General features: G+C 52.7%; 25 protein-coding genes. 20 read left to right on the top strand and 5 right to left on the bottom strand.

Annotated elements, in window-relative coordinates; translation table 11 throughout:
• The first annotated feature begins 213 nt into the window (after positions 1 to 213).
• The 5 genes from LG203_RS05705 to LG203_RS05685 all read left to right on the top strand — a co-directional run bounded on the left by LG203_RS05705 (position 214) and on the right by LG203_RS05685 (position 6,256).
• Complete coding sequence (locus LG203_RS05705; RefSeq protein WP_230344886.1) at positions 214 to 561, top strand: hypothetical protein; 348 nt, start codon at positions 214 to 216, stop codon at positions 559 to 561.
• Between the two features lie 380 nt (positions 562 to 941).
• A complete protein-coding gene (locus LG203_RS05700) occupies positions 942 to 2,357 on the top strand; it encodes a class I SAM-dependent methyltransferase (protein WP_230344885.1) in 1,416 nt (471 codons plus the stop codon).
• Entirely contained in the window at positions 2,354 to 3,307 is a 954-nt protein-coding gene (locus LG203_RS05695) for a phosphoribosyltransferase-like protein (RefSeq protein ID WP_230344884.1), read from the top strand. The genes LG203_RS05700 and LG203_RS05695 overlap by 4 nt, the downstream gene beginning before the upstream one ends.
• A 4-nt stretch (positions 3,308 to 3,311) precedes the next feature.
• Positions 3,312 to 5,312: an ORC-CDC6 family AAA ATPase gene (locus LG203_RS05690; protein ID WP_230344883.1), complete on the top strand. Its 2,001-nt coding sequence runs from the start codon at positions 3,312 to 3,314 to the stop codon at positions 5,310 to 5,312.
• Positions 5,309 to 6,256 carry a hypothetical protein gene (locus tag LG203_RS05685; RefSeq protein ID WP_230344882.1) on the top strand — a complete coding sequence of 316 codons (948 nt, stop codon included), beginning with the start codon at positions 5,309 to 5,311 and terminating at the stop codon, positions 6,254 to 6,256. The genes LG203_RS05690 and LG203_RS05685 overlap by 4 nt, the downstream gene beginning before the upstream one ends.
• 74 nt (positions 6,257 to 6,330) lie before the next feature.
• On the opposite strand, the gene LG203_RS05680 is transcribed toward LG203_RS05685, so the two are convergent.
• Positions 6,331 to 7,380, bottom strand: a complete 1,050-nt coding sequence (locus LG203_RS05680; RefSeq protein ID WP_230344881.1) for a site-specific integrase — start codon at positions 7,378 to 7,380, stop codon at positions 6,331 to 6,333.
• Positions 7,381 to 7,653: 273 nt separating this feature from the next.
• Positions 7,654 to 8,187 carry a hypothetical protein gene (locus LG203_RS05675; RefSeq protein WP_230344880.1) on the bottom strand — a complete coding sequence of 178 codons (534 nt, stop codon included), beginning with the start codon at positions 8,185 to 8,187 and terminating at the stop codon, positions 7,654 to 7,656.
• 302 nt (positions 8,188 to 8,489) lie between these two features.
• Between LG203_RS05675 and LG203_RS05670 the strand changes: the two genes are divergently transcribed.
• The 4 genes from LG203_RS05670 (at position 8,490) to LG203_RS05655 (ending at position 12,153) form a co-directional block, all read left to right on the top strand.
• On the top strand, positions 8,490 to 9,839 hold the full coding sequence (locus tag LG203_RS05670; RefSeq protein ID WP_230344879.1) for a DASH family cryptochrome: 1,350 nt from the start codon (positions 8,490 to 8,492) through the stop codon (positions 9,837 to 9,839).
• Positions 9,836 to 11,407: a cryptochrome/photolyase family protein gene (locus LG203_RS05665; protein ID WP_230344878.1), complete on the top strand. Its 1,572-nt coding sequence runs from the start codon at positions 9,836 to 9,838 to the stop codon at positions 11,405 to 11,407. Before LG203_RS05670 ends, LG203_RS05665 begins: the two co-directional genes overlap by 4 nt.
• Positions 11,408 to 11,513: 106 nt before the next feature.
• Positions 11,514 to 11,777, top strand: coding sequence for a GIY-YIG nuclease family protein (locus LG203_RS05660; protein WP_230344877.1), 264 nt, complete (start codon positions 11,514 to 11,516; stop codon positions 11,775 to 11,777).
• A gap of 154 nt (positions 11,778 to 11,931) precedes the next feature.
• On the top strand, positions 11,932 to 12,153 hold the full coding sequence (locus LG203_RS05655; RefSeq protein WP_230344876.1) for a hypothetical protein: 222 nt from the start codon (positions 11,932 to 11,934) through the stop codon (positions 12,151 to 12,153).
• A gap of 178 nt (positions 12,154 to 12,331) precedes the next feature.
• On the opposite strand, the gene LG203_RS05650 is transcribed toward LG203_RS05655, so the two are convergent.
• The 3 genes from LG203_RS05650 to LG203_RS05640 all read right to left on the bottom strand — a co-directional run bounded on the left by LG203_RS05650 (position 12,332) and on the right by LG203_RS05640 (position 15,760).
• Positions 12,332 to 13,012 (bottom strand): FxDxF family PEP-CTERM protein, encoded by a 681-nt coding sequence (locus LG203_RS05650; RefSeq protein WP_230344875.1) that lies wholly within the window; start codon positions 13,010 to 13,012, stop codon positions 12,332 to 12,334.
• A 69-nt stretch (positions 13,013 to 13,081) separates the two neighbouring features.
• On the bottom strand, positions 13,082 to 15,076 hold the full coding sequence (locus LG203_RS05645; protein ID WP_230344874.1) for an alkaline phosphatase: 1,995 nt from the start codon (positions 15,074 to 15,076) through the stop codon (positions 13,082 to 13,084).
• A 96-nt stretch (positions 15,077 to 15,172) separates the two neighbouring features.
• Positions 15,173 to 15,760: a hypothetical protein gene (locus LG203_RS05640; RefSeq protein ID WP_230344873.1), complete on the bottom strand. Its 588-nt coding sequence runs from the start codon at positions 15,758 to 15,760 to the stop codon at positions 15,173 to 15,175.
• A 188-nt stretch (positions 15,761 to 15,948) separates the two neighbouring features.
• Between LG203_RS05640 and gspG the strand changes: the two genes are divergently transcribed.
• The 11 genes from gspG (at position 15,949) to LG203_RS05585 (ending at position 25,346) form a co-directional block, all read left to right on the top strand.
• Positions 15,949 to 16,434: a type II secretion system major pseudopilin GspG gene (gene gspG, locus LG203_RS05635; protein ID WP_230344872.1), complete on the top strand. Its 486-nt coding sequence runs from the start codon at positions 15,949 to 15,951 to the stop codon at positions 16,432 to 16,434.
• A gap of 2 nt (positions 16,435 to 16,436) precedes the next feature.
• A complete protein-coding gene (locus LG203_RS05630) occupies positions 16,437 to 17,624 on the top strand; it encodes a type II secretion system F family protein (protein ID WP_230344871.1) in 1,188 nt (395 codons plus the stop codon).
• Positions 17,621 to 19,318 carry a GspE/PulE family protein gene (locus LG203_RS05625; RefSeq protein ID WP_230344870.1) on the top strand — a complete coding sequence of 566 codons (1,698 nt, stop codon included), beginning with the start codon at positions 17,621 to 17,623 and terminating at the stop codon, positions 19,316 to 19,318. Before LG203_RS05630 ends, LG203_RS05625 begins: the two co-directional genes overlap by 4 nt.
• The gene (locus LG203_RS05620; RefSeq protein WP_230344869.1) at positions 19,296 to 20,213 is read left to right on the top strand and encodes a hypothetical protein; all 918 of its coding nucleotides are present in this window, start codon (positions 19,296 to 19,298) and stop codon (positions 20,211 to 20,213) included. The genes LG203_RS05625 and LG203_RS05620 overlap by 23 nt, the downstream gene beginning before the upstream one ends.
• Positions 20,214 to 20,216: 3 nt before the next feature.
• Complete coding sequence (locus LG203_RS05615) at positions 20,217 to 20,762, top strand: PilN domain-containing protein (RefSeq protein ID WP_230344868.1); 546 nt, start codon at positions 20,217 to 20,219, stop codon at positions 20,760 to 20,762.
• Positions 20,759 to 21,310 carry a type 4a pilus biogenesis protein PilO gene (pilO, locus tag LG203_RS05610; RefSeq protein WP_230344867.1) on the top strand — a complete coding sequence of 184 codons (552 nt, stop codon included), beginning with the start codon at positions 20,759 to 20,761 and terminating at the stop codon, positions 21,308 to 21,310. Before LG203_RS05615 ends, pilO begins: the two co-directional genes overlap by 4 nt.
• A complete protein-coding gene (locus LG203_RS05605) occupies positions 21,307 to 21,924 on the top strand; it encodes a hypothetical protein (protein ID WP_230344866.1) in 618 nt (205 codons plus the stop codon). The genes pilO and LG203_RS05605 overlap by 4 nt, the downstream gene beginning before the upstream one ends.
• Before the next feature lie 67 nt (positions 21,925 to 21,991).
• A complete protein-coding gene (locus LG203_RS05600) occupies positions 21,992 to 23,968 on the top strand; it encodes a secretin N-terminal domain-containing protein (RefSeq protein ID WP_230344865.1) in 1,977 nt (658 codons plus the stop codon).
• Positions 23,965 to 24,438, top strand: coding sequence for a type II secretion system protein (locus tag LG203_RS05595; RefSeq protein ID WP_230344864.1), 474 nt, complete (start codon positions 23,965 to 23,967; stop codon positions 24,436 to 24,438). The genes LG203_RS05600 and LG203_RS05595 overlap by 4 nt, the downstream gene beginning before the upstream one ends.
• On the top strand, positions 24,380 to 24,847 hold the full coding sequence (locus LG203_RS05590; protein ID WP_407665368.1) for a type II secretion system protein: 468 nt from the start codon (positions 24,380 to 24,382) through the stop codon (positions 24,845 to 24,847). Before LG203_RS05595 ends, LG203_RS05590 begins: the two co-directional genes overlap by 59 nt.
• A complete protein-coding gene (locus LG203_RS05585) occupies positions 24,834 to 25,346 on the top strand; it encodes a type II secretion system protein (protein WP_230344863.1) in 513 nt (170 codons plus the stop codon). Before LG203_RS05590 ends, LG203_RS05585 begins: the two co-directional genes overlap by 14 nt.
• The last annotated feature ends 50 nt before the right edge of the window (positions 25,347 to 25,396 follow it).

The raw sequence follows: 25,396 nt of genomic DNA, 5'->3' as shown, positions 1-25,396 counted from the left end.
TATCTAAAAGTCGTTGCGGGCGTTCCTGATGAACGTGATCTCTACAAAATACGGGATCGGACGGAACCTTGGCATGCATTAATAACAGCAGAAGCGTTAGCCACACTCAAAAGCGGGCGGGTTGTCGAGGATGTTGATAGTTTGGGTGCCCTAAATGGCGCCAACGTTTCTGTTCGTCTATGGCCGGATCAGTCACCTAAGCAATTCAAAAATATGAAATTGCTACCTGTGGGAGGCGGTAATGGAGTAGTGAAACTGTTTGCAGTAAACGAGAGAGAAACGATTGTGTTGGGATTCGCCATGGATGTCGCGGCAGGACGTATGCATACTCAGCTCGATGAAAGTGGTATGCGAGCCGACTTAGATATTACCGAGGAGGACGTTGAAGACTTCACGCGTTATTTCCATAGTGTCATAGGCAATCGCACTGTAGAGCTTGTTATCGACGGTGTTGAGCCGGTTAACTGTGAAGTAGTTATTCCCGTGAACATCCTTCCACAGGCTCCGGAGGAGGCCGTAGCGCAAGCCCTGGAGCGATTTAGGCAATCCAAGGCAGTATGATTACTAGAACCACGTAGATCTTCACACGTAAGACCAAAATTTCTACGCACTTGTCGTGCTCAAGGTGAAGGTGCTGGGCTGCATCAGCAACGATATAGCAGCGATGGTGAATCTGCATGCTTAGCATCTCCTGTGCTCATCCTCCCCGCCAAATGCTTTACTCACCAATTTCATTGCAGGGCAATGCAGGTTTTTTTTGCTGCTTACAAATATCTGCGCCAGAGGCTGGCGCAGGACCTCAGAGGTGTTGATATTATCAACGCATTTAAAATATTCCTTCCTAGTGCAGGATAGGCTCTCGCCGGTATTTATAATACAGGGGTGAAAAAAATCGATTTATTGGGCGTAGAATAATTACTAAATATTATTAAAAAACTGTAATGAAAAAATTAAAAATAGTATCAGCTAGTGGCAGTCCTTTGGGCGGACATAATAGCGGGAGAGTTGACACCTCATTACTGTATGAGGAATTGAAGAGGGAGTATGCAAAGACCGGCCAGGAGCTCAACGTTAGTTTTAGAGCTCTGGCAAGCTGGGTTAAGCCAGGTGATCAGTTAACGCATCAGATACATCCTTACCCTGCCAAACTTTTACCCCATATAGTACATTTTTTCGCGAATGCGTCATGTTTGTCTAAGCCAGGAGAGATCATTCTCGATCCTTTTTGCGGATCCGGTACGGTTGCTCTTGAGGCTTCGTTGGCTGGAAAAATTCCATGCGTGGCTGACGCAAATCCTCTTGCACGATTAATTACTAAGGTCAAAACATATCCATATGATCCTACTCATTTGCGTGCCGTAACTATAAAGATTATTAATAAGGCAAAAAGATATAGGGTTGCTCCTAAAATAGATATTGTTAATTCTGAATTATGGTACTCCCCGCAAAGAAAGAAGCGGCTGGAGTTAATATTTAGAGCTATTCAGGAGTTGGATTCGATTGAGGATAAGGATTTCTTCAATGTATGCTTCTCAATTTTAGCTAGAAAATTTAGTAATGCGGATCCTGCAATCTCAGTCCCGGTAAGGTTGAAGGAAAAGAGCGCATTTTCTGTAGATGTAAACAATAAAATAAAAGAACGGATTAAATGGATAGAAATAGCAAATGTGACGGATGAGTTTTATAAAATATGTGAGCAAAATATATATAGAGTAGAAATTACTAATCATTTGTTTCCCGACAGAGTTGAAGTGAGGAATGTTGGAGAGGACGCGAGGAATTTGAAAGGATTTGGGAAGGAAATTGAGAATACATCTCTTGCGGATAATTCGATCTTTTTAACTATTACATCCCCGCCATATGGGAGTGCTCAAAAATACATTCGTTCTACTAGTCTATCTCTAAATTGGTTAGGTCTGGCGTCAGTCAGTGATCTGGCTATTCTAGATAGAAAGTCGATAGGAAGAGAGCATATTTATACTAAATGGAATGAAATTAACCGAATAATTCCGGTGAAATATCAAAGATTAGTAGAAGAAATATCTGAAGTGAATTCAGAGAGAGCCGCTATTACAAAAACTTACTTTTGTGAGATGAGTGATGCACTTTATGAAATAGCAAGAGTGACCGCACCTGGTGGTCATATTGTGCTAGTTCTAGGAAATAATAGTGTGAGTGGGCGAGTCGTAAGAAATGATCATTTTGTTATTGATGTGTTAAATGAAATTGGGTTTAGGTTGGAGCTTTCACTTGTTGACGGAATCCATTCGAGAGGCCTCATGACAAAAAGGAATAAGACTGCGTCAATAATTTCCAAGGAAACTATTCTTGTATTCTCTAAAGTAGAAACAAGATGAATAGAAGTGATATAGAAAATAAACTACTGGTCTTAGCAACCCATGCATGGGATGAGGAGATCCGGTGGCATGATATGAATGCTTGGGCTAACAATTTCACTGGCGATGTTTTTGCACAGGATGAGGAGCAGCTGTATGCCTTATTTATGCTGACTCGATTTATGTACTTCAGTAAACGCCTTATTAGAGAAATGTTACGCGTTTTATATGAAGACCACTTTCGCTCCCCTTTGATTCAGCGGATTCGAAGAAATAACAAAGATACAAAAGATATTCAACTACTAAATGGATTATTTGAAAAAGAATTGGCAACAACAAGATTTGTTGGAGTGGGTAACCCCGCAGAAAGTGGAGCCCATCTTCTCTATTTTTTTCGACAAGTAAATTATTTATCAAAGAGTTTGTTTGTAGATATTGGCGCAGCATTTACTCCTGTTCTTAATCCGATTAGTAACGAAATAGAAATGGTGGCAAGGGATCAAAGCATAACGCGGTATGTTTTTTTTGATGACCTAGTAGGTTCAGGAGATCAGGTTGAACTTTACCTAAAAACGACACTCGCACAAATTCGTAAATCGAATAAAAAATTAGAATTAAGATTTATGTCATTATTCTCTACTAGTAAAGGGTTTAGCAAACTTTCGGATACCGATATGTTTGGAGAAAGAGTCTCTTGCCTTTTTGAATTAGACTCAACATATAAAGCTTTTGGGAATGACTCAAGGTATTTTAAACACTCGCCATCCTGGTTCAACCAAAATGAACTTGAACAAATATGTTCTTCCTATGGAAGGAAAATTTATCCAAGATCACCCCTTGGGCATAGAAGTAATCAATTGTTATTAGGGTTCTCTCACAATACTCCGGATAATACTCTTCCAGTTCTATGGGCAGAGGGGCATGTGACTCCTTGGAACCCAGTATGCGTCAGATTCGAAAAGAAATATTGATAATATGGAATATACAAACCCATTTGCTCTAGTTAAAGCTTCCGACTACACGGATGAGCAGATTAATTCGCTCTGGGTTGAGATAGGCTTATCAACTATAAACGCAATAATTGAGCCACAGGCCAAGTCATCAAAGTTTATATTGGGCGGGAAAGGAACTGGAAAGACGCATCTTTTACGTTATTTTTCCTATCCAGTGATAAGGTTAAGAAAGCCAAATTCAACAGGACTTAGTATATTAAGTGAGGAAAAATTCCTAGCAGTATTTCTGCGAGCAACTGGTGTAGATGCATCCCGATTTGTAATGGCGGGTGATTTCTTGAAGGGAAGTCAGCAGTTGTTTGGGATTTACTTTGAATTAAAACTCATAGAAGCATTATTACATAGCCTGTGCGATATTAAGCGTACTAGTTCTTCAGTTGGTTTTGATGATTTGGCCTTCATCAGAGTAATTAATGAATCGATAACTGATCAGTCATTTAATGATGTAGTTTCGGTAGAGGGATTTCACGACTGGGTTTTGAATGAAAGAAAAAAAATTGATGAGGCGGTTAATAATGCAGCGTTTTCGGGAAAGGTTGATGTCCATATACCATTCTCAATCGGATCAATATGTATTCCAGTCAGTAGAGCTCTTCATGCATGGCACCCAATTTTTAAAGATGTGCCACTTATATATTTAATTGACGAAATAGAAAATCTTAATGAACAACAGCAAGAGGTTCTTAATACACTGATAAGGTATGGAGAGAGTAATGCCACTTTTCGTGTTACAGGGCGGCTCTATGGTTTAAAGACGACAAAAACTATGGGCGCCGGGGAAGAAAACAGAGAGGGGTCGGAGTACAAAACTATTGTTCTAGACGATATTCTAAGAAATCTTGATAAATTTCCTGAGTTTGCTAAAAATTTTATACGGAAGAGGTTGCACTCAATTGGAATCGTTGACTCTGAGTTCGAGAGAAAGCTAGCTAATCCGAGTTTATTTTTTGAGGAAATCGATAATACTAATAATTATGTCAATGCTATAACAGATTTAAGATTTGAAGATAAGATTCCTACAACATTTAAATACTTTAAAGACTCGTTAAGATCTGTGGAGGCGCAGGAAGACGTTGATTTTATATATGGAAAATTAACATCAGGTTTTTCATTGCTTATCCAAAAATTAAATATTTTGATTTTTTGCAAAAAATACAAGAAAAAAAACTCATCTATTGATCTGGCAAATGAAATCAATAAATCTTCTTTAGATTTTATAAAAGGTGAGGATGTGAGTAGTTATAGTACCGCATATAACCATTACTCATCTGATCTTTATGCGCAGCTTTGCAGAGAGTCTCCTAAAGAAATTAATTGCCCATATGCTGGCTTAGATACATATATAAAAATGTCATCTGGGAATCCAAGAAATTTATTATTAATTCTTGGTAAGGCATATTCTATAGCCTCATTCAGGGACATCGATTTTCTGCGCGGACCAAAATTGTCAATAGAGCTTCAGACTGAGGCGGCTTTCGAGGCGGCAAAGTTTATGTTTGAAATTGATACCAATTTAGGTATTGACTCTGATATGGCAAGGATTGCAATAGATCGCTTGGCAAGCTTATTAAGAACTGCCCGATATGCACTAAATATTCCAGAGGTTTCTCCTTTAGCTGTTTCATTCTCTGAAAATGATCTATCTCCAGTTTCTCGAACTACACTTAAGATTTGTTTAAATTATTCACTATTGTTTGAGATTCACGGTGGAAGGCCAGATAGAAACAGCCAACAAGTTAATCGTAAATTTCAACTTAATCCTATGCTTTCTCCTAGATGGAGGCTTCCGATAAGTCGTAGAGGTGACTTAGGTTTAAGTTCAATATTGGTGAATGCCATTTTTGATCCTAATGAGAAAGAGGCATTCGACCATTCGCTTAAGCAACTTCATTCGAAATGGAATAACCCGTTTAGGAAAAAATTCGGCCAAGTTGAGCATCAGGATGAGCTGTTTGATCTATGATTGACTATTCAATTTATTATCGGCGCCCTATCAATACAGATAGGATTAATAAAGAGCTTGAGGAATGCGATATTTTTATTTCAGCGTTTAACTCAAGTGATCGGGTGCAGAAGATATTTGAGGAAGTTCAAGCAAAACAGAAGTTCTGGTTTATACAACCAGAATATGCATACAAACCGTTGGAGTATCCTACTGGATATCCCATTGTCGCTCCTAATGAACTCGATGAGGCGCTTCAGCTTAGAGCTCTATTAGACGAGGTTGGGATGTTGCATAATAAAAAAGTTTACATTGATATTACTGGATTCATGCGACATACCTTATGTTTCATGATACCAATGTTGGCATACGCTGGGTTGAAGGAGTTTACTGCACTCTATTCAGAACCTTTATTTTATAAGAAGCAAGAAAATACAACATTCACTAACTCAACTTCTGGTAATGTGCGTCCAGTGAGAGGTATGGCCGGAAGTAATCATTCTCAAAGCCGCGACTTTTTGATTATCGGCGTTGGGTACGATAGCAAGTTGATAAATGAGGTTACTACTCATAAAGATAATTCGGTTGTCTATCCTTTATTTGCTTTTCCCTCATTGAGCCCTGATATGTATCAGCAAAGTGCAATCGCTGCATCTTTAGGTGGGGACGCTGCTATCTCGGGTGAATGGATCACTAATCGAAAATTTGCGCCAGCCAACGATCCTTTTTCCACTGCTCAAGCGTTGAAGAGTGTTGTATCCGAAATCGATCGTAAATTTTCTAATGCGAATATTTACATATCACCTTTATCAACAAAAGTGCAAGCAATGGGTTTCGCTCTATATTGGTTTTTAGAGGGAAAGCAACGTGGCGCTGTGAGCTTAATATTGCCTGAGTGTACAGGTTATACGCGTGAAACGAGTGAAGGAATAAAAAGGCTGTGGACATATACAATTGAATTATAAAATTTAACGTATTCAATCAATCTTCTGTAAAGTTGATCGATATATTTATATACAGCTTGCATACGATAAGAGTTTTAGGCTAATTTCTTGGCAATATTCTCTGCTTTTAGATGAGTATACCTTTTAAGCATCTGCAGTGCTTTATGGCCTGTAATCGATGCTACTTCCATTACATCTAGTGTTCCAAGCTCGAATAGTCGACTAGTCGCTTCGTGCCTAAGATCATGAAAGCGAAGATTCTTTAAAAATTCATTTGTGGGGAGGTTTGGATGATCTTGAATATAAAGATGTGCTCCTTTTTCACAGCCTCGTTGAAACGCCCTTATTAAGGCGTCTTGGCTGACGTTGAATATCTTCCCTCCATATATGCTTCTTGGCTGCTCTGCTAAGAGTGCAATAGCTTTTGAAGACAGAGGTATAAAGCGATCATCCCCATTCTTCGTATCTCGAGCCCTCGCCGTGCTTTTTTGGATATTAATATCACTCCACTCAAGTCTTAAAATTTCTGATTGACGCATCGCCGTTTCCAACGCAAATCTAACGACAGATTTTATTTGTTTGTTTCTGCAATGAGCATCGAGACCTTTTAGCAGATATATTTCTTCTTTGGGTTCTAGACGACGCTCACGCGTATTTGAGCTGCTAGGAAGTTTTATAAGTTGACATGGGTTGATTAGACTTTCGATACCCCATTCTTTTCGAGCGGTTTCAAAGACTACTGAAAGCAAGGCAATATCAAGGCGAATTGTATTTTCAGCTAGAAGTTTTTGTCTTTGGCTGTCACGAAACTCAGCAATATCTTTACCTTTAATTGTGGAAAGCATCCTTTTCGCGAGTGGATCCTGCAGCCATTTTTTGATCCTGGACGCTTCTCTTGTGGCACTCTTCTTGGATGGAGTAACTTCTCGAAGATAGCGATTTAATGCATCAGCTAAGGTAGTGCTTTCTGCCTCGCTACGGTCAACAAACACGCCTCGATCCATTTCAGCTTCAATCATCCGCCCCCATTTCTCAGCATCGGCACGATTTCTGAATGTCTTTGTTTGCCTTGGTTGGCCTCTTTTTCTTACTTGGACTTCGTAGCTAACAAAATTTTCATTAACACGTTTTCGGATCGTGGCCATGAGTGTGGTGTGGTGTAAGTGTGGGATATATATTAATATATTGATGTAAATATTGCTATTACTGGGTTTAACAAGAGACTTAAAATCTCTCGCCAGTAATGGTGTGCCGGTTCGACCCCGGCTCCGGGCACCATGATTCTAATCAAGTATTTCCTGATCTAAACAGCTCCCTTTAGAACTCTTCTTATGTCTCAGTCCGTCATTTGTCTTCCATGTCTTGGACATGTCCATCATTCCTCAAAAATAAAATTTGAGGAATGATGGAGACGACGGTTAGTGAATCAATGCAACAAATTCAGGATTTGTGACCGCTTTTTTGATCAGGTCTTGTACAGCAGGTCCCAGTGCCTGAGCTGTTTGATTGCAGGCGGTTATGGCATCGAACCCACTCTTGAAGTCATAACGATTGTCGACAATCAAGCTTTTTCCGTTACTGGATTTGAGTTCCATTCCTATAAGCCAGTACCCATTCGTCAGTCCTGAGGTGGAGGAGAATTCAATACGATTAAGTGCACCGCTGAGTTTGATGCCCTCGTCAGAATATAAACCGGCAAACTTGAGTTCATCATTGAACGCCTTTTCAACGAACTGCGGAATCGTCATGCCATCCGATGCCTGAATAGGCCCCATCAATCTGCAATTGGCGTCAAAATTCACTGGCGCATTCAATGCGATCAATTTGACTTTGCTTCCTTGGAATTGCTTCAGTGCCTGATTGTTGTCCACGGACATGGAGTACCGTGCGGGCGTCATCGTAGAGCATGCGGACAGCAGCAGGCTTAAGCTAAGTAATGCTATTTTTTTCATTGTTACTCCCTAAGTATTTTGATGTGCTCTTTGGCACGGCAAAAGTATAACCCAAGCCCTGATCTGCTTGGCGTTAGGAACGGCGCGAGTGATGGTGTGCACACATTAACTATGCATGCTGCGGAAATGCCTGCAGTCATGGAGAAAATGCGGGCATTTTTTTAAGATACGCGCTTGAACCAAAGTTAACCTATGCCAAAGTCCGCTATTCTTCATTGCCCAAGCCCATTTATCTTTCACTTCTCCTTTAGCGGCAACCTTCATGGCATGCCTTGTGGCATGGTCAGCGTAGGAGAGATGTGATGCATGTAACGGCAGCGACCGGGATTATTTTCTGGTTTCGCCGCGATCTGCGACTGCATGATCAAGTCGCCTTGGTAGCGGCGGCTCAGCGTGCAGAGCAGCAGGGGCGCTGGTTGCTGCCAGTATTCATTCATGATCGTGCCGAATCAGCCCCGACGCGCTGGGGCTTTACCAGAATGGCGCCGCACCGGCGTACATGGCTGACGAGCGCGGTGGATGCGCTGGCGGCACAATTGCGCGTGCTTGGCAGTGACCTGGTGCAATTGCGCGGGAATAGCGTCGATACCTTGGTGCAGTTGGTGCGCACCCTTGGCCACCCATGGCTGGTGTGCGAGGAGATTGCGGCGCCTGAGGAGCAGGCAGTGGTGGCTGCACTACTGGCGTCGGGGGTGAACGTGCAGACCATCTGGCAATCGAGTCTGGTGGCGTTGGAGGAGCTTCCATTTGATCCTCAGGCGGTGCCAGATACCTTTACGACATTTCGCCATGCGCTGGAGCGTGAGCATGTGCAGGCGACGCGGCCTTTGCCTCCCATCAAGCGGCTGGCGCCGTTGCCATCTCATGCCTTGCTGAATGCGATAACGGTTGGTCACGAGGAGAGGGGGGGCGCTGATCATGTCCTAGCCAGCGAGCCATGGCCGGATGACGCCCGGTCTGCTTTTCCGCTTGGCTCTTCGGGGTTTGATGGCGGTGAGCAGGGTGCCCTGCAGCATCTGCAGCAGTATTGCCAACGGCGATTGCCAGATAGTTACAAGTCCACCCGCAATGGGCTCATCGGGGTCGATTACTCCAGCAAATGGTCGCCCTGGCTGGCGACGGGTGCCTTGTCGGCACGGCAGGCATGGGCGGCGATTCAGGCATTTGAAGCGGAGCACGGTGCCAATGAGAGCACCTATTGGCTGTGGTTTGAATTGCTGTGGCGCGATCACTTTCGCTGGCTGCATTTCAAACACGGCAAAAAGCTGTATCGCGCTCGGGGCCTGGGCGAGGCGCCTGTGCCATCGCATGATCCAGACCATTTTGCCCGCTGGTGCCGTGGCGAAACCGGGCAGCCGTTTATTGATGCCGGCATGCGCGAGCTGGCGGCGACCGGGTATCTTTCCAATCGCATGCGGCAGAATGTCGCGAGTTATCTGATACATGACCTGGGCTGCGACTGGCGTGCCGGCGCGGCCTGGTTTGAATCACAGCTGCTGGATTACGATGTGTACAGCAATCAGGGCAACTGGCTCTATCTGAGTGGGCGCGGCACCGATCCGCGGCAGGGCAGGCGCTTTAATCCGGACAAGCAGGCGCAGGATTACGATGCGGATGGCAGCTACCGCGCATTATGGGCGAGGGCAACATGAGCTCCGCGGCATCAACCTTGCCGGGGCAGGCCAATTCAAAGGTGACCTTGCGCCTGATTCTGGGCGATCAGCTCAATCCCCAGCATTCCTGGTTTGCCCATGTCAGCCCCGATGTGGTGTACGTCATGATGGAGATCCGCCAGGAGACGGATTATGTGCTGCACCATGCGCAAAAGATGCTGGCGATATTTGCCGCCATGCGCCATTTTGCCCAGCAACTCAAAAGCGCTGGACATCGCGTGCGCTACATCGCCATTGATGACGCCTCCAATCGCCAACAGCTCACGACCAATCTCGATGCGCTGATCGCCCATTATCAGGCAAGTGCGATGCAGTATCAGGCGCCGGATGAATGGCGGCTGGATGATCAGCTCGCCACTTGGGCCGAGGCCAGCCCGGTGCCAGTGAACATGGTGGATAGCGAGCATTTCTACACCACGCGCCAAACCGTCGCTGCGCAATTCAAAGGCCGCAAGCAATGGCTGATGGAGCATTTTTACCGGGCCCAGCGCCGTCAGCACCGGGTATTGATGACAGCAGACGATCAGCCCGAGGGCGGCCAGTGGAATTTTGATCACGACAATCGCAAGGCGCTGCCTGCTGCGCAGCCATTGCCGGCCGATATGCGTCCACAACATGATCATCAGACCCTGTGGCAAACCATCGTCGCCAGTGGCGCGGCGCATTTTGGCGATCCACAGGCCGAGGCTTTGCGTTGGCCGCTCTCCCGCGAGGAGGCCCTGACGCAGCTCGAGGTCTTTATCAGCCAGGGCTTGCCTTTGTTTGGGGATTATCAGGATGCCTTATCCACGCGTGGCTGGCGCCTGTTTCACTCCCTGCTGTCGTTTGCGCTCAATGTGAAAATGCTCAACCCGCGTGAAGTGGTGGCCGCCGCAGAAGCCGCCTGGTGCCAGGGAAACGTGCCGCTGGCCGCTGCTGAAGGCTTTATCCGGCAGATACTGGGCTGGCGTGAATATGTGCGGGGCGTGTATTGGGCGCAAATGCCCGGGTACACCGAGGCCAACGCCCTTGGGCACAGCAGGCCGCTGCCGGAATGGTTCTGGACCGGAAAGACCCGCATGGCATGTGTGGCAAGCGCCATAACGCAATCATTGCAGCATGCCTACGCCCACCATATCCAGCGGCTCATGGTCATCGGCAACTTTGCCTTGCTGGCAGGGCTTGATCCGCAAGCTCTGCATCGCTGGTACCTGGGCATCTATATCGATGCCTTTGAATGGGTGGAGGCACCCAACACCCTGGGCATGAGCCAGTTTGCCGATGGCGGCCTGCTTGCCACCAAGCCCTATGTCTCCAGTGCCGCTTACATTGATCGCATGGGCGACCATTGCAAGGGTTGCCACTACAGCAAGTCCACCAAAACAGGCGAGCGTGCCTGCCCATTCAATGCGCTTTACTGGGATTTTTTTGCCAGGCACGAGACCCGTTTGCGTGGCAACCATCGCCTGAGCATGGTGTATCGCAATTGGGACAAGATGTCTGCCGAGGCCCAGCAGGCCTTGCGCCAGCAGGCGGAACAAACGCTTGCACAAATCGCGTCCCTGTAAAGCATTCACTGCGGGTTTCCTATACCATGCGGGCTTGAATTCACGGCTTGCCCCCACATTAAAAATGACGACCATCATGGGCAACGCAAAGGGTTAAGGATCATCAGTGAGCGAAGAAAACGGGACATCGCATTGGCATCTCTATTTGCTGGAGTGCAAAGGCGGCAGCTATTACGCCGGCATCACCAACAATCTTGAAGCACGCTATAAAGCGCATGTCGAAGGCAAGGGCGCGCGCTATACCCGGGCAAACCCGCCGCTGAGAATACTGGCCAGCAAGCCATACGCTGACCGGTCAGCGGCCTCCATCGCCGAAGCCAGGCTCAAGAGGCTGGCAAAGGCAGACAAACTGGCTTTCTTTGCCGATTAGAAGTGCGCTTCATCAGCCATCGCCAGCCTGGCGTCTAACACAATCTCCTACATATTTTTCAGACCCCGCCGGCTCGCGAGACCTGCCTATGGCTTGCACAATGAAGCCGTTACCTTGCGTAACGCTAACATTCAATCCATACAAGGAGATTATGATGGCTACACAACAAGGAAGCACGCGTGGTGGTACCTCTCAGCAACACGCTCAGGCTGGTTCGCAAAGTCACAAGCATCAGCAGCAGGGCGGGGCGCAAAGCGGCGCCAACAAGCAACAGGAGCAGGCTGGCAGTCCTAACAAGAGCCAGCAAGGCGGCACCCGTGGTGGCTCGCATGAGCAGCATGTGAAAGCGGGTAGCCAAAGTCACAAAAAGAGCTAATGCCTTGAAACCCAGGGCCCCCTAACCATAAGGCGATAGCCGTGTGGGTTTTGCCCGGGTTTTTTGGCAAGCTGTTTCGATGGCTTGTTGAAGACGCAAAAAAAGCACATGAAGATGTGCTTTTTTTGTGGGAGACACTTGCGGCGGGCGTGCCCGCAAGTATGAAGCGAGGAGTAGATTAGCGACGGCGACGCGAGGCAACAAAGCCCATCATGCCCAGGCCCGCCAGCATCATGGCGTAGGTTTCGGCTTCAGGAACGGCGCTGACCGTGGTGATACTGAGGTTGTCATACAGCTTGCCTGCATTCAGCACGATGCCGTATACACCCGAGACCGCGCCGCCCGTGATGATGGCACCGGGGTTGGCGTATTGGTCGAACGACAGGGTAGAGATGGTTTTGCCAGCCGCATCCAGGAACAGGATGGAGGAATTGAAGTCGCCAAACATGCTGTTATCCAGCTGCACCGAGAACGACGACAGGTTTTGGGCGCTGCTGAAGCTGATCAGCACCTGGTCAAACATGGCGTCCAGTGCATTGGAGACGGATGGAGCATCGCCATGACCATACTCTTGTGGGTCGCGCACGCGGATATCGCTATCTGAGTAGGCTTCCCAGTGGGTATAGCCGGGGATGGTCTGGCCGTTGGGATCAAGAATTTCAAAGCCATCGGCATCCAGATCGGCGGTGACAAAGCCGCTCAGGAACTGCACATTGCTGTAAGGGTTGACGGCGGCATCATTGGCAGAGGTGCCGCTGGCGGCGTTGTCAAAGTTGAAGTTGTAGCCGGCGTGGGCATTGGCAGCAAAGCTTGCCAGGCCAATCACGGCGGCATTCATCAGAAGTTTTACGGTGTTCATGGTATCTCGCTTTCGTCATCAAACCGGGCGCCACGGCAGCTGCCGCAGCGCCGGTGTTGTGGGCTATCTTTACTTCACGCCGCCGATGGCAGCCTGACCAAACTTGAAGAACACATCGGTGTTATCCATCACGCCAGTGAACAGGGCAGCGCCACGGCCGAAGGCGGACAATGGAATATCAGTCGCGGTGTGCACAGCCTGATCGCCGGATACCTGACCAGTCACGAGGTAACCGGTGCTGGCATTGCGCACGCCTGGGTTGGCTGGATATGTGTTGAGTGGGGCAGTGCCCGCGAATGGCTGCTGGCTATCCTGCGTAGGTTGCGCATTGGCAATCCAGGCTTCGTAGCGGTCAGCATTGGCGCCGTAACCGATCAGCATCTTGTTGTCGATATCGGTAGTCGCAGGGTAGCCATCAGCGGCAATGGTGTACTTGGGGAATTTCGCATCCTGATAAGTACCCACCACTTCATTACGCATGCTGGCCACAGTGTTGGCCTTGCCTTGCAACTCGGCATTGGTCACCTTGGAAGCACCCAGGATGGAAGCACCGCCGGTTTCATGGTCGGCCGTCACAATCACCAGCGTGTCCGGATTGGCCGTGGCGAAATTTTTGGCGACTTGCACAGCACGGTCAAACTCGATGACTTCTTCAATCCAGCGATCGCTATCCATCAAGTGGGCCTGCTTGTCGATGGAAGCACCTTCCACGGTCAGCACAAAGCCAGCCGGGTTCTTGGCGAGCACCTTGATGGCCTTGTCGGTCATCTCTTCCAGCATGGGCTGGTCAGGGAAGCCGTAGTCATTCACCACACTGGAAACACCACGACGGCCGTTGATCTTGTCAAACGCTACGTTCATGTTGGAGTAGGCAAACAGGCCCAGCAGCTTGTCTGGCACACCTGCACTTTGCAGGGCAGATTTGTCAGAAACATAGGTGTAACCGGCAGCGCTGAAGTCGCTGATCAGGTCACGCGCTGGATCCTTGGCACCGACGGCAGCACCCCAGCCGCTGACGATGTCGCTGCTCAGCACGTAATCATTGGCAGCGCGACGTTGCGAACCATTGGCCGGTTGCGGGCTGACGCTATTGGATGCATTGGGCAGGAACCACTTGCGGCCGCCACCCATCAGCACGGTCAGGCCGGTCAGCTTGCGGTCATCCAGGTATTGGTCGGCAATGCCGGTACCGTTGCCACGGTTGGAGGTGTGCACGGCGTTGGCAGCAGGTGTGGCGTCAAATACATCGGCGGTGGTGACGATACCCAGCGATTTGCCCTTGGTGCGGTGCAAGTATTCCGACAGGTATTCCATGCGTGGATTGTCGAATGCGTCGCTGGTGTCATCTGGCCATACGCCTTCCTGACCGGAAGCCTGCTTGTTGCCGTTCACATAGTTGGCCATGCCAGGCGCGGAGTCAGTGACGATGGTATCCAGTGAGGATGTCATCACCATGCCGGTATAGGGGAATGTATCCATGGCGAGATGACCCTTGGCCTTGCCCTGGGCATAGCCTTTGGCCATGATGCGGGCCGCAGTGCGGTGCGCGGCACCCATGCCATCGCCCAGCATGATGATGATGTTCTTGGCAGGGCGGCCCTGGTTGGTAATGCCAACCACTTCAAAGCTGCCAGTGGCGGTCACGGTCTGGCCATCGCTTTGCGTGGCTTTCACTGTCAGGGTGTGGACGCCAGGTACATTGTTGGAGTAAGCGCGCTTGGAAACCACGGCGGTATTTGCTGGCAGGCCGGCATTCAGGCCAGTGGTGACGATGCCGGAAGTGCTGGCGGTAACAGGCACAGTCACGCCATCCACGGCAAACTGGAAGCCAGTGATGGTGGCGCCAGCATCAGGACGGATAGTCGCTTGCAGGTCAAAGCGCTGACCTGGCAGGAAGCGGGCGATCATGGGGGCGCTTGGGTCATTCACGCCGGTAGCGAAACGTTCGCTCGGTGGTGTCAGGCGTGTAACGGTAGGGGCGGCAACACTGACGCTGGCAACGACGCCCAGCGTCGCTGCCACAACAGCGCGTACACAGTTAAGTGCAAAACGGGGTGACTTCATTTGAAAAAGCTCCTAATTAATCAATACAAAGGGTTGGCTATCATCAAAAACAGAAAATGACAGGTACAGCGATTACGGGTGACGCAAAAACATGAACTACTTGATTGTTGAATGCAGGGCGGCGGTCGTCTCCGGCCGCACCAGCTGGGCGCTTTGCACGGCATCCAGTTGCAGGCGCACATAAGAAATGCGGCCATCGACCTCGTGCCACTCGCCCACACTCAGTACACCGCTGAGATTGATCAGGCCCGGCACGTAGCCATTGATCTGCTGGGCATCATGCAAATGCACGAACACGGAGTTCGCTGGCATGTCGTCGGCAAAGCTCTCATCTTCATGCCCCATCAGGACCGGCAATGGCGAGAGGATGAAAACCCCTGGCGTGGCTTCGTCCTGCTTTGCCATATAGCCCACCAGTCGCACCTGCTTGCCATTCAGGCTCAGGAGTTTGGCTGACGGCTCCATGCCGCGCGGGCCAACAGGCAGCTTGTAGATTTCGCTGAACTTGAGCTCGGTAACGCCTGCGGGCAGAGCGGGCAGTGGCCCATTGACCTGCAGGGCGGAACTCATGGGGGGCTGGGCATGTTCGTGCCCGGCTTCGTGGGCAGAGGCTGTCTGTACCAGTTGTGGCAAGGCCAGTTGGGCCAATAAAAGACTGGTGATGATGGCGCGGGAGTAGTGCATTTTTGTCTTCCTCTTTGTCGGGATTGCAGCAAGTGCGTGCACTATAGGGAGCAAAAATTTCAGATTGATGAACGTTAAAAGATGTTAATGCGGCGGAATGATGAAACCCGCGCCGGACATGCAAGTGTCGTTGTCACAAAAGTATGGTGTGTCTTGAGAATGCAACATTACTGTAAAAAACAGCGCCTATGATCTGGGCTGTGAATACATCCTCTTATGCCTCTTATATCCCGCGTCCGGCCTCGATTCATCATTCTGGCAGGAGGCGAGTCCGTCATTCCGGCTTTACCTTGCTGGAGCTGCTGGTGGTCATGGTCATCATCGGTCTGCTCGCAGGCTATGTCGGTCCCAAGTATTTTGCCCAGATTGGCAAATCCGAGATCAAGGCCACCCGCGCCCAGCTCGACTCCCTGGAAAAAGCGCTGGATCAATATCGCCTGGACACTGGGCACTATCCCTCTACCGAACAAGGCCTGGCCGCGCTGACCGTCAAGCCGGACAACGATGCCCGCTGGGATGGGCCCTATCTCAAGAAGAACGTGCCTGACGATCCGTGGGGCCATCCTTATCAATACAAAGCGCCCGGCGAACACGGGGAATATGATCTTTATTCGCTCGGGAAAGATGGCCAGCCAGGTGGTAGCAACGAGATGGCTGACATCGTCAGCTGGTAGGCATGCTTTATAAACTCAGCGTACTGCGCGACAAACAATACAGCTCATTGCGCCTGGAAGCGGCCAATGAAAAGGCGGCAGCGTTAGCCGCCAAGGCCCAGGGCTACACCGTGTTTTCGGTGGCGACAGCCGCCCGTGACTGGCAGCTGCAATGGACGCGAGGTGAGCGATTTCCGCTGATGCTGTTCAGTCAGGAGATGCTGGCGCTGCTGGAGGCAGGGCTTAACCTGATCGAAGCCATTGAGGCGCTTTCCGAAAAAGAGCAGCGCCCGCCGGTGCGCGAAACCCTCAAAGGAACCTTGCGTCTGCTCAATGAAGGCCAGCCACTCTCGCTGGCCATGGAAGCTTATCCTCGGGCGTTCCCGCCGCTGTATGTGGCGGCCCTGCGCGCCAGCGAAAAAACCGGCGGCATGCCGGAGGCGTTACGGCGCTATATCGACTACCAATCCCAGGTGGAAGAAGTCAAAAAAAAGGTCATCTCAGCCTCGATTTACCCGGCCATGCTGATCATCGTCGGCGGACTGGTGGTGATGTTCCTGATGGGGTTTGTAGTGCCCAAGTTTGCGCACATTTATGAAGACATGAATGGCGACATGCCCTTGATGTCGCAACTGTTACTGGCGCTGGGCGGCTTTATCGAAACCCATGGCGCGCACTTGCTACTGGCGAGCCTCGGCCTCACGGCCGCGCTGGGCTATCTGTTCAGCCTGCGCCGGGTGCGGGCGGCGATGATGCAGTGGCTGTGGCGCCTGCCGACCATAGGCGAACGCATGCGCATTTACCAGCTATCGCGTTTTTATCGTTCGCTGGGCATGTTGCTGATTGCCGGTATTCCCATTCTGAACGCGCTGTCCATGGTGTCGGGGCTGCTGGCCCCAGCCTTGCGTTCGCGCATGCAGCTGGCTAGCGAGCAGATACGCCAGGGGCAGGCCATCTCGACCGCCATGGAAGCTAACGAACTGTCGACACCGGTGGCGTTGCGCATGCTGCGCGTGGGTGAGCGCAGCGGCATGATGGGCGAGATGATGGGCCGCATTGCCGCTTTTTACGACGAGGAAACCGCGCGCTGGGTCGACTGGTTCACCAAACTGTTTGAGCCTTTGCTCATGCTGGTCATCGGCTTTGTCATCGGCTTTGTGGTACTGATGTTGTACATGCCGATTTTTGATCTGGCAGGCAGCATCCAATGAGCCTGATCAACGCCCAGCGCATCAGCAGTGCCCGGCAACTGGCGGCGCAGTCCAGCCGCCGCCTGATTGAGGTGCTGCAAGACCAGAGCGCCATGCCGCATGAGGCGTTTGTGGCCGAGCTGTCCCGTGCATGTCATTTCCCGGTGATGGATAACCGCGCCATGCACGAGCTCATCCCCGATTTTGAGGTGATGCCGTTTGCCCAGGCTTACCGTCGTGAATGCATTCCGCTACGCCGAGACGATGGTCAGCTGCTGATCGTCATTGCCGATCCGTTTGCGGCCGATGTGCAGGCGTGGTTGCTGGAAGTGATGCCGGAGCCGTTTGAGCTGTATCTCGCGCATTATGCCGATGTCAGTGCTTTTCTCTCGCGTCATGAAGAAACGCTTAAAGCCATGGACAGGGTGCTGGGCAGCCACTCATCCGCCGAAGCGCATGATGAGCATGTGCCCGGGAGTGGATCTGGAAATGGAATAGAACAGCTTTCGCTCAGCCGTATTTCGGAAGACAGCAGCCCTGTGATCCGCCTGGTGAATTCCACGCTGTATGACGCCATGAAGATAGGCGCCAGCGATATTCATCTGGAAACCACGCTGAACGGGCTGGCACTCAAATACCGCATTGATGGCGTGCTGGATGCGGTGGGCCAGATTCAGGGCGTGGACATGGCGGAGCAGATCGTGTCGCGCATCAAGGTCATGGCCGAGCTGGATATTGCCGAGCGCCGTATCCCGCAGGATGGCCGTTTCAAGGTGCATATCCAGCAGCGCGAGGTGGATATCCGCGTGTCCATCATGCCCAGCGTCTATGGCGAAGATGCGGTGCTGCGCATATTGGATCGCAAATCGCTTACCGAGCAGTCGCGTGGTCTCACGCTGGAAAATGTCGGCCTCGATGCGCTGACGCGCCAGCAATTTCGTGCCCTGGCCCGTGAGCCCTACGGCATGGTGCTGGTCACCGGGCCTACTGGTAGCGGCAAGACCACCACGCTATATGCGGCCATTTCCGAAGTGAATACCGGCCGCGACAAGATCATCACCATCGAAGACCCGGTGGAGTACAACCTGCCCGGTGTGCTGCAGATACCGGTCAATGAAAAAAAGGGCCTGACCTTTGCCCGTGGCCTGCGCTCCATCCTGCGGCACGACCCGGACAAGATCATGGTGGGCGAAATCCGCGATTCGGAAACCGCGCAGATTGCCGTGCAGTCCGCCTTGACCGGCCATCTGGTATTCACCACCGTGCATGCCAATAACGTGTTTGATGTCATCGGCCGCTTTATCAATATGGACGTCGATACCTACAGTTTTGTCTCTGCGCTGAATGGCATTCTGGCGCAGCGGCTGGTGCGCCTGAATTGCACGCATTGCCTGGTCGATGACCAGCCCGATGCCGAGCTGCTGCAGGCTTCCATGATCAGCGAGACCGAGGCCGCCAGCATGCAGTTTCGCAAAGGGCAGGGCTGCGGCCATTGCCGTGGCAGCGGTTACAAGGGCCGCATGGCAGTGGCGGAGCTCTTGATCCTGGACGATGAAATCCGCGAGATGATCGTCTCGCGCCAGCCCATACGTCAGCTCAAGGACACCGCGCGTCGCAAGGGCCTGCGCCTCTTGCGCCAGGCCGCCGTCGAAGCGGTGGCGCAGGGCAAAACCACACTGGAAGAAATCAATCGTGTTACCTTCGTCACGGCCTAGTTACAGCCTGAGCCTGTTTCCGGCCAGCGTTACGCTCTGCCAGCCGCATTCTGCATGGGCCTTGGCACGCTGGAAGCGGCGGTTTGCGCCTTCCACATCCACTCTCGTTGGCCCGGCTCAGTGCCTGACGATGCGCGAGGTGGAGCAGGGGGACATGGCGGAGGGCGCCGAGCGTGCCCATGGACATTCCTGGCAGGCGGTCATGCCAGTCTGCCAGCCTTTGCTGGCCGAGCTGCCGGCAGGCAGCAATCTCAGCGTGGTGGTCAGCAATCAATGGCTGCGATACAAACTGCTGCCCGCCATGCCACCCATGCAGTCGCAGGCGGCCAGCCTGGCGATTGCCCGAGAAATGTTCATGGAAACCTATGGCGATGCCGCCGGAACCTGGCGTATTCAGCTTGAACCGCTGCCAAGGGGCGATAGCCAGTTTGCCTGCGCCATGGATCAGGCCTTGCTGGAGGCGATTGCCTCCATGGCGGAGCAGTCGGGTTGCCGACTGGTATCGGTACAGCCTGCCATGATGCAGGCGTATAACCTGATCTATCGTCAGCAGCGCGGCTTGAGCTGTCTGGTACAGGTCGAGCCCGGCCGCATTCATCTGGCCGTGCTGCGCGATGGACACTGGCTGGCGCTCAGTGCCTGCGCCAGTCACGCGCAGGATTGGCCGCGCCATCTCGTGGCATTGCTGCAGCGCGAAACCTTGCGTTTAGGCGATGCGCCCCAGCTGCCCGGCAGCCTGTTCCTGCATGCAGCCTCGCCCATTTCCTTATCCTCTGCCTGGCCTGCGTTGCAGGGCACACTGGCCGAGATGGGCTGGCAGGCGGTACCCATCTTCACCCATGCGCCAGCGTCATCTGCGGCAACATCGCTTACCACTCCTGCCTGGAGTCGCTGAGTCATGCCTATGCTCCGGGTCGATTTTATTGCCGCCAACCAGCCTGCCTGGCCTGGCCGTCTGCTATTGGCGGGCGCCATGGTGCTGACGATGGTGGCATGGCAGTGGCAGTCCGCCATGCAAGCGCAGACGCAAGCCGTGCAAGCGCAACTGCAGGAGGCCAGAAAGCAGGCCGGGCTGGATCAGCCGCGGCAAGCACGCGTGCTTGCAAGCCCGGCGACGCAGGAGGCCATGCAACATGCACGCAGCACGGCTGCGTTTCTGCAGATTCCATGGAGCTCGCTATTCGCCGCGCTGGAAGCCGCTACCGGCCCCGGACTTGCCCTGCTGGACATAGAGCCGGATGCACGCAAACGCCAACTCAAGCTCACCGCGGAAGCCAGCAGTCGCGATGCCGTGTTTGATTACATGCAACGCCTCGAAGCCACGCCCCAGATCAGCCAAGTCGTGCTGCTCAAACACGAAAAACAGCAGGATGCCCCTGAGCAGCCCTGGCGCGTGGTGCTCACCGCGACCTGGCAAGAGCCTTTGCCGGAGTCGACTCCATGATGCGCCTGTTGCGAGTGCTGGAAATGGCACGCCACTGGCTGGGCATGGCCGGTCAGGCGGGTGTATTGCTGATGCTGGCGATTGCGCTGTTCAGCCTGGCGATCATTCTGCCTGAGCAACACCGCCTGTACGCCCAGCGCGATCAATTGGCGTGGCTGCAAGCGCAGCCCAAAGCGGCAGCCAAGCCAGCGCCAGTATTGGCCGAGGCCCAGCAGTTGCAACAGTTTTATGCGCAGTTTCCATCACAGATGGAGCTATCCGAATTGCTGCGGGCCTTGCACCAGCTGGCGCAGGAGTGCGGAGTGGAGCTGGTGCTGGGCGAATACAAGCTGTCGCATGAGCGCAATGCCTTAGCCTTGCAGCGCTACGAGATCATCTTGCCGGTCAGGGCACGCTATAGGGAGTTACGCCGCTTTCTTGATCAGGCAGCCTTGCGTTTTCCCACGCTGGGCTTGGGCGAGATCAGCATCAAGCGCGATGCCGTGAATGAAGGTGAGGCCGAGGTCAGGCTGATGTATGTCTGGCTGCTGAAGGGGGAGGGCGCATGAACGGGATGCAACCGCGCAGGCTGTTGCTCGGTGGCGCCTTGCTGCTGACGCTGGCGGCGATGTATCTGGTGGATACGCCTGATGGCGATGAAGACCTGACCATGCCACGCGCCACCCCACGCAAAGCCAGCTTGCGTTTGCCGTCTGTCAGGCCGGATACGGCACAAGCTGCACTGGCCGGGGACGACGCCTTGCCAGATCTGGCGCGCAGTCGCGCCCGGCAAATCGCCTTTGCCAACCAGGGGGATGCCCATGGTGTGGGCGTCGATTTATGGCAGGCCAGGCTTGAGCCTGTCGCCCCGTCTTCCAATGTTGCCAGCGGTGCCGAGTCAACAGAACCCGCGCTGCCGGTGGTGCCGCCCTTGCCTTATCAGTACATGGGACAAATGGATGATGCACCCGGCGGCAATCTGGTGTTTCTGACATCGCGCAACCGGGTATTCAGCGTCAGCCCCGGTCAGACCATAGAGCAAGTATGGCGGCTGGATAATGTGGACCAGCGGGCCTTGTACCTGACCTATCTGCCACTGAACAGCACCGTGGTGCTGAGCAAGACAGCCAAACCGGTGGTGGCACTTGCCCCATCGCCTGACGATCAACCGACCGACCGCTAGCCACGCGATCCCATCCATGAAACCCACAATGAAGCCTATTCGCCTTTCAACGCTCTGCAGCCTGTTAATGCTGACGATGCTCAATGCCTGCGCCTTTGCGCCCTGGCCCAAGTCCGAGGTCAAGGGGGATACTCCCGAAACGCGGGTACACAGCGCAGAGGAAAACCTGCAGGCCAAACCCGAAGCCGCCGTACCACGCAAGGATATATTGATCACCCAGGAGCAGGCGGTGCAGGAGTTGCTGACTGAGGCGGAAAAGCAGCGCAGTGCCGGGCATTTTGTCGAAGCCAATGCGCTGTATGACCGCGTGATCACACTGGCACCCAACAATGTAAGGGCCATTGCTGGCAAGGCCAGCATCACCCGCGAATATGCCCACAGCAAACGGCTGGATCAGGCGCGGGCGATGCTCGATAACCAGAATAGCGATGGTGCCTGGTCGATATTGCGCACTATCCTGATGGAAAACCCCGATAACAAGGAAGCGCAGCAGTTGCAGGCCAGCATACGCGCCAGCCGCGATGTGGCGCAGGCGGAGCCGCCGCGCCTCAAGCCGCCATTTCAGAAGCCGGTGAGTCTGGAGTTTCGCGATGCCAATATCAAAATGGTTTTCGAGGCGCTGTCGCGTGCGACCGGCATCAACTTCATCCTGGACAAGGATATTCGCGCCGATGCCAAGGCCACGGTGTATATCCGCAAGGCCTCGATTGAGGATGCCATTGAGATGGTGCTGGCGACCAATGGCTTGCAGAAGAAAGCGCTCACCGAAACCAGCGCGTTGATTTTCCCCAACACGCCGCAGAAGGTAAAAGACTACAAGGAGCTGATGATACGCAGCTTTTACCTGACCAATGCCTCGGCCAAGCAGGTGGCGTCCACCCTGAAAACCGTGCTCAAGACCAAGGATGTGGTGGTGGACGAGCGGCTTAACATGCTCGTCATGCGCGATACGCCGGAGGTGATCCATATTGCCGAGAAACTGGTGGCGGCCAATGACCTGGCGGACCCCGAAGTCATGCTGGAAATCGAGGTGCTGGAAATCAGCCGCAGCCGCTTGCAGGAACTGGGCATTGCTTACCCCAACCAGATTTCGGTGAACAGTCGCATTCCGGTGACGACTTCCACGACGGGCTCGGGGATTGCCGTCAGCTCAACGGTCGCCACTGATTCGCCACTGACGCTGGAAGGCTTGCTCAATCTCAATTCCAGCCGCTTTGATGTCTCGCCCAATCCCTCAGTCAACTTCCGCAAAACCACGGGCGACGTCAATCTCATTTCCAACCCGCGCATACGCGTGCGCAATAACGAGAAGGCCAAGATACTGGTGGGCGACAAGGTGCCGATTATCACCACCACCTCCACCGCCAATGTCGGCATTTCGGAAAACGTGACCTATATCGATGTCGGCCTCAAGCTGGATGTGGAGCCGCGCATCACGCTGGATGACTTCGTCAACATCAAGATCGGCCTGGAGGTGAGCTCGCTGGGTGACCGCACCACCACGCGCAATGGCGCCACGGTGTATACCATAGGTACGCGCAATGCCAGCACCCTGTTGCGGCTCAAGGATGGCGAGATGCAGATACTGGCCGGGCTGATACAGGATGAAGAGCGCAAGAATGCCAGCAAACTGCCTGCGCTCGGCGATATTCCCATCCTCGGGCGGCTGTTTTCCAATCAGGAAGACCGCAAGAACAAGACCGAGATCGTACTGGCGATCACGCCACACATCCTGGGTAACATCCGGCGCCCCGACGCGGAAATATCTGAATACTGGTCAGGCACCGAGAATGGCATTTCGGACAAGCCACAGCTGGCGGCCCCCGCCGGGAGTGGCAGCTCGTCTACCAGTGGCCCTGCCGTAGAATCCACTTCTGGAGCTGCCGCAGCGGATGCTAGTGCTGTCTCTTCTGAAGATGCCATGATTGCCCAGCCTGATCCCGCAGCAGCCAATGCCAGCCAGACGGTGCCTGCGGCTCCAGTCAATGCTGCCCCGGCGCCTGCGCCACAACCGGCAGTGGAAGGTGTGGACCTGTCGCGATGAAGTCTCGCGCCGGATTCACACTGATCGAAATGGTGGTCACGGTGGTGATTGTGTCCATCCTCGCCGCGGCGGCCATGCCGGTGATGCAGCTGACGCTCAAGCGTAACAAGGAAGCCGAGTTGCGCACCTGCCTGCGCCAGATTCGCGAGGCTCTTGATGCCTACAAGCAAGCCTATGACGAAGGCAAGATCAAGCCCGGGCTTGATCAGTCCGGCTATCCGCCCAGCCTGGACGTGCTGGAGCGCGGCGTGCAGGACCAGACCCGGCCAGACAAGAAGATCATTCGCTTCATACGCAAGATTCCACGCGATCCGCTTAATCATGATCTGACGCTTGCCCCGGCCGAGACCTGGGGCAAGCGCAGCTACCAGAGCGAGGCCGATGCGCCCAGCGAAGGCGAGGATGTCTACGATGTCTATTCCAAAAGCCCGGAGCAGGCCATCAACGGAAGCTGGTACCGTGACTGGTAAATGCCTTGGTGGCCGCAAGCCTGGCAAGGGTTTTACCCTGATCGAACTGATGGTGGTGATGACCATCGTCGCCTTGCTGATCGCGATTGCCGTACCGCGCTATTTTCATAGTGTGGACAAGGCCCGGGAATCCACGCTGCGACAGGACCTCAACATCATGCGCGAGGCGATCGACAAGTTTTACGGAGACCACGAGCGGTATCCTCGTTCGCTGGAAGAGCTGGTCAGCAAGCATTACATTCGCGCCGTGCCACCAGATCCGATCACCGGTTCCCGCGAGACCTGGGTGCTGATCGCGCCCGAGCTGAATGTGAATGGCGTGGAGGCGAACAGTGACAGCGCCGTGTATGACATCAGGAGTGGCGCGCCGGGCACCGCGCGCGACGGAACGGCCTATGCCGACTGGTAGAGGCATGGGGATGGTTGATCAGCGCGGATTCAGCTATATCGGCTTGCTGCTCATGATCGCGATTGCGGGGGTGGGCCTGGCGGCAGTCGGCATGCGCTGGCATCAGCAGCTACGCGCAGAAAAAGAAAAACAGCTGTTGTTTGTCGGGCATCAGTACCGCGCGGCGATTGCCAGCTACCAGGCGGCCAATCCGACTGGCCCGCCAGTCTATCCGGCCAGTCTGGATGATCTTTTGCTGGATAAACGCTACCCCAACATCAAGCGTCATTTGCGCAAGCGGTACGATGATCCCATCACGGGCAGTGCGGAGTGGGGGCTGATCCGGCAGCAGGGCCGCATTATCGGCATTTACAGCCTGTCGCGCGATAAACCTGTCAAGCAGGCCGGGTTTGCGCCGGATGATCGTGGGTTCAAAGGCGCCAGCAGCTATCGCAAGTGGGTATTCGGTCAGGAGCTGCTGGAACCGGAGACGCCGCAAATCGGATTTTCCAAGCCGTAATCCCGCGATCATGGCGCGGGTGAATGTCTCCTGGCAGCGCAGTGTGCGAT

The sequence above is a fragment of the Methylovorus mays genome (assembly GCF_020531915.1).
GTDB classification, from domain to species: Bacteria; Pseudomonadota; Gammaproteobacteria; order Burkholderiales; family Methylophilaceae; genus Methylovorus; species Methylovorus mays.
Note: the sequence above shows the minus strand (reverse complement) of the source record. Positions and strands in the feature narration are given on the sequence as shown.